Genomic DNA, 7,941 nt, shown 5'->3' with positions numbered 1-7,941 from the left:
CGGCTCCCGCAACCAGATTCGAGAAAAGGCCACTGTTAACGCAGTGGCCTTTTTCTTTTGCCCTCGAAAAGCGGGCAACGCGTTAATTACTGGTCAATCAAAAGTAATGCTTGACCACCCTATTCAAAGCTGTAGAATGCGCACCTCTGACGCGGGATGGAGCAGTCTGGTAGCTCGTCGGGCTCATAACCCGAAGGTCGTCGGTTCAAATCCGGCTCCCGCAACCATATTCGTCAGAACAAACCCCGCCTGTGTAACAGCAGCGCGGGGTTTGTTGTTTTTCCCCGCCTGAAAACCTGGATTCATTCAGCCAAGCCCCGGCCTTGTGAGGCCGCTTTCTGGATGAACTATCTTTAACCCTGCCAAAGGACTGAAAGTCACGTTGCCCGGAGTAATATCTGGATACGTTTCCATAGGGACTTTCACTTGGCCGCCCCCTCCCCCTACCTCGCGCTGCTTGCCCGGGGTAACTCATGACCGACCGTAACCCAGAACACCAGGCACCCATAGCCTCAACCCTGCCCACAGCTGCCCAGCGCTTGCCGTGGCTGGAGCGGGTGAGCCGCTATCGCCAGCCCATCACCCTGGCAGTTACCTTGGCACTGTTCGCAATGGCACTGATAGCCTGCCGCCACTTGCTCAGTGAACTGGATATCCATGCTCTGCACGATGCGATGCTCAGCGTGCCCACCCGCTCGTTGGCCGGCGCGCTAATCGCTGCGGTTATCGGGTTCGTGATCCTGCTGGGATATGAATGGTCGGCCTGCCGTTATGCCGCCGTGAAGTTGCCTGGGCGTACGCTTCTGTTAGGCGGTTTCAGCGCATTTGCCATTGGCAACGCCATTGGCTTGTCGATGCTCTCGGGCGGTTCGGTGCGCTATCGCCTGTATGCTCGAGAAGGCCTGGGCGCTGCCGAAGTCGCACGCATGACAGTGTTCGCCAGCCTTTCTTTGGGCTGCGCACTGCCCCCTCTGGCGGCACTGGCCACGTTGAGCAACTTGCCAGCTGCGGCTACCGCCCTGCACCTGTCCACCCCTGTACTGGCCACAGTCGCTATCGGCGTGCTTGCACTGACCGCCGTCCTGGTGACTGGCCTGTATCGCCGACGCCTGGCAGAGCAGCCGCTACCAGACAGCCTGCTGGTGCAACTGGGGCGCCGGACGCTGCGCCTGCCCGGTGCACGGCTGGCTGCACTGCAACTGGCAATCACCGCGCTGGATATAGCCGCCGCCGCGACCGTCCTTTACCTGCTGCTCCCGCAAGCCCCTCCGTTTGGCACGTTCGTCCTGGTCTACCTGCTGGCACTTGCAGCCGGTGTACTTAGCCATGTGCCTGGCGGCGTCGGGGTGTTCGAGGCGATTCTGCTCGCAGCCTTCGCCAATCAGCTCGGCGCCGCGCCACTGGCCGCCGCACTGCTGCTGTACCGTTTGATCTATGTGGTACTGCCATTGCTGCTGGCCTGTGTGCTGCTGCTGGCCAATGAAGCCAGGCGCCTGCTGTTTGCGCAGCAGGCGCTCAAGGCCGCCTCCGGGCTGGCCGCACCGGTCCTGGCGATCCTCGTGTTTCTCTCCGGTGTGGTGCTGTTGTTCTCCGGCGCAACACCGGAAATCGACACCCGCCTGGAACACATGGGCTTTCTGGTACCGCACCGCCTCATCGATGCCTCGCATTTCGGTGCCAGCCTGATTGGCGTGCTGTGCCTGTTGCTGGCCCAGGGCTTGCGCCGACGCCTGTCTGCAGCCTGGCTACTGACTACCGTACTGCTCCTGGTTGGCGCGCTGCTGTCGCTGCTCAAAGGCTTCGACTGGGAAGAGGCCTGCCTGCTGACCTTCACCGCTGCCCTGCTCGCGTTGTTCCGCCGTTCGTTCTACCGCCCAAGCAGGCTGCTGGAGCTGCCGTTTTCCCCGGTGTACCTGGCAGCGAGTGCCTGCGTGGTCGGTGCTTCAGTGTGGTTACTGCTGTTTGCCTACCAGGACGTGCCCTACAGCCATCAGCTGTGGTGGCAATTCACCCTTGACGCCGATGCCCCACGCGGCCTGCGCGCCGCCATGGGCAGCGCAGTACTGTTGCTAGTCGTGGCCCTGACCTGGCTGCTGCGCACTGCCCGGCCAGTCATCCACCTGCCAGACGACGAGGAGATACAGCGCGCCAACCGTATCCTGCAGGTTTCCGACCAACCTGACGGCGGCCTGGCGTTGACCGGTGACAAAGCCCTGCTGTTCCACCCCAATGGCAACGCTTTCTTGATGTACGCGCGCCGGGGCCGCAGCCTGGTGGCCCTGTACGACCCGATCGGCCCGGCCCAGGAACGTGCCGAGATGATCTGGCAATTCCGTGATCTGTGCGACCTGCACCACGCCCGCCCGGTGTTCTACCAGGTGCGTGCGGAGAATCTGCCGTTCTACATGGACATCGGCCTGACCGCACTAAAGCTCGGCGAAGAAGCCCGAGTCGACTTGCGCCGCTTCGACATCGAAGCCAAAGGCAAGGAAATGAAAGACCTGCGCTACACCTGGAACCGCGGCGGCCGCGATGGCCTGAGCCTGGAGATCCATGAACCGAGCCAGGCCCCCATGGTTGAGCTCAAGGAAATTTCGGATGCCTGGCTCGGCGGCAAGAACGTGCGCGAAAAAGGCTTCTCGCTCGGGCGCTTCAGCCCTGAGTACCTGCAGCATTTTCGTATCGCCCTGATTCGCTACCAGGGCCGGCCAGTGGCGTTTGCCAACCTGCTTGAAACTCACAGCAACGAACTGGCCAGCCTCGATCTGATGCGTGCCCACCCCCAGGCGCCGAAGCTGACCATGGAATTCATGATGATCGGCCTGATCCTGCACTACAAAAGCCATGGTCACAGCCGTTTCAGCCTGGGCATGGTACCGCTTTCCGGCTTGCAGCCACGGCGCGGCGCCCCGTTGGCCCAGCGCCTGGGCTCGATGGTGTTCCGTCGCGGCGAACAGCTTTACAACTTCCAGGGGCTACGCCGCTTCAAGGACAAGTTCCAACCGGACTGGGAACCCCGCTATATGGCCGTGCCGGCCGGGCTCGACCCGCTGGTGGCACTGGCCGACACTGCCGCCCTGATTGCGGGCGGCCTGACTGGATTGGTGAAACGTTGATGATCCGACGCTACTGGCTGTACCTACTGATACCCCTGCTCTTGGCCGCATTGGCTGGGGCCACTGCCTTCTGGTTGGGGGCCCGACCGGCCCCAGAAGCACGCCTTGAGCAACTGACCGTCAATGACACCCGCATCACCCGCGTCATCCCGGGCGTGCATGCCAAAGCCTGGGTGGCCATCGGCGTGCCCCAGGACCAGGCGCTGACCGATAAACAGTTGCTTGACTTGAGCCAGGCCGGTGAGGCTCAGCTGGTGCAAGTCATCCTGCCGCCGGGGGCCTGCAGTAACCAGCAGCAATCGATGGATAAGGCCATGACCCTACTGGCCGAAAAACCGACCCTGGTAGCCGGTATCGGCCCTGGTGCAAGCCAGGCCTGGCGTTGGCTGGCCACACAGAATGACGACAAGGCCCGCGCCATCTCCGTGAATTTCAACATGGAGCAGCCTAGCTGCGCTGCAGCCTTGCCCAAGTCCGCCCCTCATGGTCACTGGAGCGTCGCCTGGAACGACAACCCGGATGACGCCAGCGCCGCCTTCGTGCGCGAACAGCGCAATGCCGACACCAGCATCAGCGACTACGACATCCACCTGCCACAACTACTCAAGGCGCAACTGACCCAGGCCTTGGTCGGCCACGATGGCAACGCGCTGGCAATCCCGGTAGTGGAAGTGCCTGCCGGGCAAGCCACCGACACCGTTACCCTGTTCCTCTCAGGCGATGGTGGCTGGCGCGACCTGGACCGCGATGTGGCCGGTGAAATGGCCAAGCTTGGTTACCCGGTGGTCGGCATAGACACCCTGCGTTACTACTGGCAGCACAAGACACCCGAGCAAAGCGCTGCCGACCTGTCGGCACTGATGCAGCACTATCGTCAGAAATGGGGTACCAAGCGTTTTGTGCTGACCGGCTATTCGTTCGGTGCCGACGTGCTGCCGGCGATCTACAACCGCCTGCCTGCCGAGGACCAGCAACGTATCGATGCGGTGATGCTGCTGGCCTTCGCCCGCAGTGGCAGCTTTGAGATCGAGGTCGAGGGCTGGTTGGGCAAGGAAGGTCAGGAGGCGCCTACCGGGCCGGAGATGGCCAAACTGCCGGCGCCCAAAGTGGTATGCATATATGGTGTGGAAGAGGCCGATGAAAGCGGTTGCACCGACAAGACTGCAGTGGGCGAGCGCATTAAGCTGCCCGGTGGGCATCACTTCGACGAGAACTATCCGGCGCTGGCCAAGCGCTTGATCGATGAAATTGAAATACGCCAGGGCAAGTCCAGCGTGGCAGAACAGAACTGAGGCGTAGCGAGGGGCCGCGTTGCGGCCCCTCGCCTTGATCAGATCTCGACCTGTGTACCCAACTCGATCACCCGGTTGAGCGGCAGGTTGAAGAAACGCAGGTTACCGTTGGCGTTCTTGAGCAGAAACGCAAACAGGTTGCCCCGCCAGCGCGACATCCCCTCAAGACGCGACGCGATCACCGTTTCGCGGCTTAGGAAATAAGTCGTACGCATGGGGCTGAAGTCCAGGCCGTCCAGGTGGCATAGCTTCAGTGCCGCCGGCACATCCGGCTCATCCATGAAACCGAAGTGCAACAGCACCCGGTAGAAGCCATCACCATAGGCCTCCACTTCAAAGCGCTCCTGCTCGGGCACCCGTGGCCGGTCTTCACTCACAACCGTCAGCAGTACCACCTGGCTGTGCAGCACCTGGTTATGCAACATGTTGTGCAACAGCGCATGCGGGACGGCATCGGGCCGCGCAGTGAGGAACACGGCAGTACCTTCGACGCGGTGCGGTGGCTGTACGCGAATGCTGCTGATGAATACCGGCAACGGCAGCCCACCCTCATCAATTCGCTCGACCAGAATCTGCTTGCCGCGCTTCCAGGTGCTCATCAGCAGGAACAGCACACCCCCGGCCAGTAACGGGAAGGCGCCGCCCTGGACAATCTTCGGCACGTTGGCGGCGAAGAACAGCCCGTCGACCAGCAGGAAACCAATCAGAATCGGTACCGCCAGCACCGGCGGCCACTTCCACAACAACAGCATCACCGCCGACACCAGGATGGTGGTCATCAGCATCGTGCCGGTCACCGCCACGCCGTAAGCGGCCGCCAGCGCACCGGATGATTCGAAGCCGATCACCAGCAGCACAACGCCTGCCATCAGCGTCCAGTTCACCGCTGCGATGTAGATCTGCCCCTGCTCGTCGCTGGAGGTGTGCTGGATATGCATACGCGGGATATAACCCAGCTGGATAGCCTGGCGGGTCAGGGAGAAAGCACCCGAAATCACCGCCTGCGAAGCAATTACCGTGGCCATGGTCGCCAGCCCCACCAGCGGCAGCAACGCCCACGCCGGCGCCAGCAGGTAGAACGGGTTGCGCGCAGCGTCAGGGTTTTGCAGCAGCATCGCGCCCTGGCCGAAATAGTTGAGCACCAATGCTGGCAGCACCAGGGCGAACCAGGCACGGGCAATCGGCTTGCGACCGAAATGGCCCATGTCGGCGTACAGCGCCTCGGCACCGGTCAGGGCCAGCACCACAGCACCGAGAATGGCCACACCCATGCCCGGGTGCACGATGAAGAAGTTCACCGCCCAGCCCGGGTTGAACGCCTTGAGCACCTCGGGGCTCTGCGAGATGCCATGCACCCCCAGCGCCGCCAGCACCACGAACCAGGTGACCATGATCGGGCCGAACAGCTTGCCGATCTTCTCGGTGCCATGCTTTTGCACCAGGAACAGCGCCACCAGCACCACCAGCGAAATCGGCACCACCCAATGGTCGATACCGTCGAATGCCAGGCCCATGCCCTCTACTGCCGACAGCACCGACACCGCCGGGGTGATCATGCTGTCGCCGTAGAACAGCGAGGCGCCGATCAGGCCACAGATGACCATCAGCGTGCGCAGGCGCGGGTAGGCCGCCGTGGCCCGCCGCGCCAGCGCGGTCAGGGCCATGGTACCGCCCTCACCCTGGTTGTCGGCGCGCAGGATGAACATCACGTACTTGAACGACACCACCCACAGCAGCGACCAGAGGATCAGCGACAGGATCCCCAGCACACCATCATGATTGACCGGCACCCCGTAACCGCCGGTGAAGACTTCCTTGAGGGTATACAACGGGCTGGTACCGATATCGCCGTAGACCACCCCAACAGCTGCCACCAACAGGCTCAGCGACCGCGTCGCCCCCTGCCCGCCCTCGGCGTGACTGCTTGCCTGAACCATCGACCACTCCCGCAAACGGCCATCTAGACCGGTAGAATTCTGCCTCGCGCCAGGGGATTGCACATGCCCCGACGCAACGGCGCGAAGCATAGCGCAGCGTTCGTCGCATTTGTGCTGGTCAAGCGACCTTGCGCTCGCTAGAATTGCGCACTTTTTGATCAGAGGCGCCCAGAAGCGCCCGTCAGGATCGCCGCCGTTTCCGGCCGGGCGACCTGTATTCAATACCGAGGTTAGTCATGTCCACCACTCCCGCCACCCCCAAGGTAGGGTTCGTCAGCCTGGGTTGCCCAAAAGCCCTGGTAGATTCCGAGCGCATTCTGACCCAGTTGCGTATGGAAGGTTATGAAGTCGTGCCCACCTACGAGGATGCCGACGTAGTGGTGGTCAACACCTGCGGCTTCATCGACAGCGCCAAGGCCGAGTCGCTGGAAGTGATCGGCGAAGCGATCAAGGAAAACGGCAAGGTCATCGTCACCGGCTGCATGGGTGTCGAGGAAGGCAGCATCCGTGACGTGCACCCGAGCGTGCTGTCGGTCACTGGCCCGCAGCAGTACGAGCAGGTAGTCAATGCCGTGCACGAAGTGGTACCGCCACGCCAGGACCACAACCCGCTGATCGACCTGGTACCGCCGCAGGGCGTCAAGCTGACCCCGCGCCACTACGCATACCTGAAGATCTCCGAAGGCTGCAACCATAGCTGCAGCTTCTGCATCATCCCGTCGATGCGCGGCAAGCTGGTCAGCCGCCCGGTCGGCGAAGTGCTGAGCGAAGCCGAACGCCTGGTCAAGGCCGGCGTCAAGGAGATCCTGGTGATTTCCCAGGACACCAGCGCCTACGGCGTGGACGTCAAGTACAAGACCGATTTCTGGAACGGCCGCCCGGTCAAGACCCGCATGCTCGAGCTGTGCGAAGCGCTGAGCAGCCTGGGCGCCTGGGTGCGGCTGCACTACGTCTACCCGTACCCGAACGTCGACGACGTGATCCCGCTGATGGCCGCCGGCAAGATCCTGCCGTACCTGGACATCCCGTTCCAGCACGCCAGCCCGAAAGTGCTCAAGTCGATGAAGCGCCCTGCCTTCGAAGACCGCACCCTGGCGCGCATCAAGAACTGGCGCGAGCAGTGCCCGGAACTGGTGATCCGCTCGACCTTCATCGTCGGCTTCCCGGGCGAGACCGAAGAAGACTTCCAGTACCTGCTGGATTGGCTGACCGAAGCCCAGCTCGACCGCGTCGGCTGCTTCCAGTACTCGCCGGTCGAAGGTGCGCCTGCCAACGACCTGGGCCTGGAAGAAGTGCCGGATGACGTCAAGCAAGAGCGCTGGGATCGCTTCATGGCCCACCAGCAGGCCATCAGCAGCGCACGCCTGCAATTGCGCATCGGCAAGGAAATCGAAGTGCTGATCGACGAAGTCGAAGAGCAAGGCTCGGTCGGCCGCAGCTTCTTCGATGCACCTGAGATCGATGGCAGCGTGTTCATCGATGGCGACCATGGCTTCAAGCCGGGCGACAAGGTCCGTTGCCGGGTGGTCGATGCCGACGAGTACGACATGTGGGCCGAGCCTGTTTGAGGCTGCGCACGTAGAAGGAGCCCCGCCC

Annotated in this window: 4 protein-coding genes and 1 tRNA gene; 4 read left to right on the top strand and 1 reads right to left on the bottom strand. The window is 62.5% G+C overall.

The features are described from left to right. The first annotated feature begins 150 nt into the window (after nucleotides 1-150). The 3 genes from BLX42_RS14295 to BLX42_RS14285 all read left to right on the top strand — a co-directional run bounded on the left by BLX42_RS14295 (nucleotide 151) and on the right by BLX42_RS14285 (nucleotide 4,408). Nucleotides 151-227: transfer RNA gene (locus tag BLX42_RS14295), tRNA-Met, on the top strand. 246 nt (nucleotides 228-473) lie between these two features. After that, nucleotides 474-3,116, top strand: coding sequence for a bifunctional lysylphosphatidylglycerol flippase/synthetase MprF (gene mprF / locus BLX42_RS14290; protein WP_161872019.1), 2,643 nt, complete (start codon nucleotides 474-476; stop codon nucleotides 3,114-3,116). Next, on the top strand, nucleotides 3,116-4,408 hold the full coding sequence (locus BLX42_RS14285; protein WP_161872018.1) for a virulence factor family protein: 1,293 nt from the start codon (nucleotides 3,116-3,118) through the stop codon (nucleotides 4,406-4,408). Before mprF ends, BLX42_RS14285 begins: the two co-directional genes overlap by 1 nt. 38 nt (nucleotides 4,409-4,446) lie before the next feature. On the opposite strand, the gene BLX42_RS14280 is transcribed toward BLX42_RS14285, so the two are convergent. Next, complete coding sequence (locus BLX42_RS14280; protein ID WP_115274055.1) at nucleotides 4,447-6,345, bottom strand: potassium transporter Kup; 1,899 nt, start codon at nucleotides 6,343-6,345, stop codon at nucleotides 4,447-4,449. 236 nt (nucleotides 6,346-6,581) lie between these two features. Between BLX42_RS14280 and rimO the strand changes: the two genes are divergently transcribed. Next, entirely contained in the window at nucleotides 6,582-7,913 is a 1,332-nt protein-coding gene (rimO, locus tag BLX42_RS14275; protein ID WP_046787966.1) for a 30S ribosomal protein S12 methylthiotransferase RimO, read from the top strand. Nucleotides 7,914-7,941 lie beyond the last annotated feature (28 nt).

Source organism: Pseudomonas sp. SG-MS2, from assembly GCF_009933855.1.
GTDB lineage: Bacteria > Pseudomonadota > Gammaproteobacteria > Pseudomonadales > Pseudomonadaceae > Aquipseudomonas > Aquipseudomonas putida_E.
This window is presented reverse-complemented; position numbering and strand designations above follow the sequence as displayed.

Coding starts and splice junctions, on each gene's coding strand:
- mprF (WP_161872019.1), top strand. CDS start 474: ATGACCGACCGTAACCCAGAACACCAGGCACCCATAGCCTCAACCCTG.
- BLX42_RS14285 (WP_161872018.1), top strand. CDS start 3,116: ATGATCCGACGCTACTGGCTGTACCTACTGATACCCCTGCTCTTGGCC.
- BLX42_RS14280 (WP_115274055.1), bottom strand. CDS start 6,345: ATGGTTCAGGCAAGCAGTCACGCCGAGGGCGGGCAGGGGGCGACGCGG.
- rimO (WP_046787966.1), top strand. CDS start 6,582: ATGTCCACCACTCCCGCCACCCCCAAGGTAGGGTTCGTCAGCCTGGGT.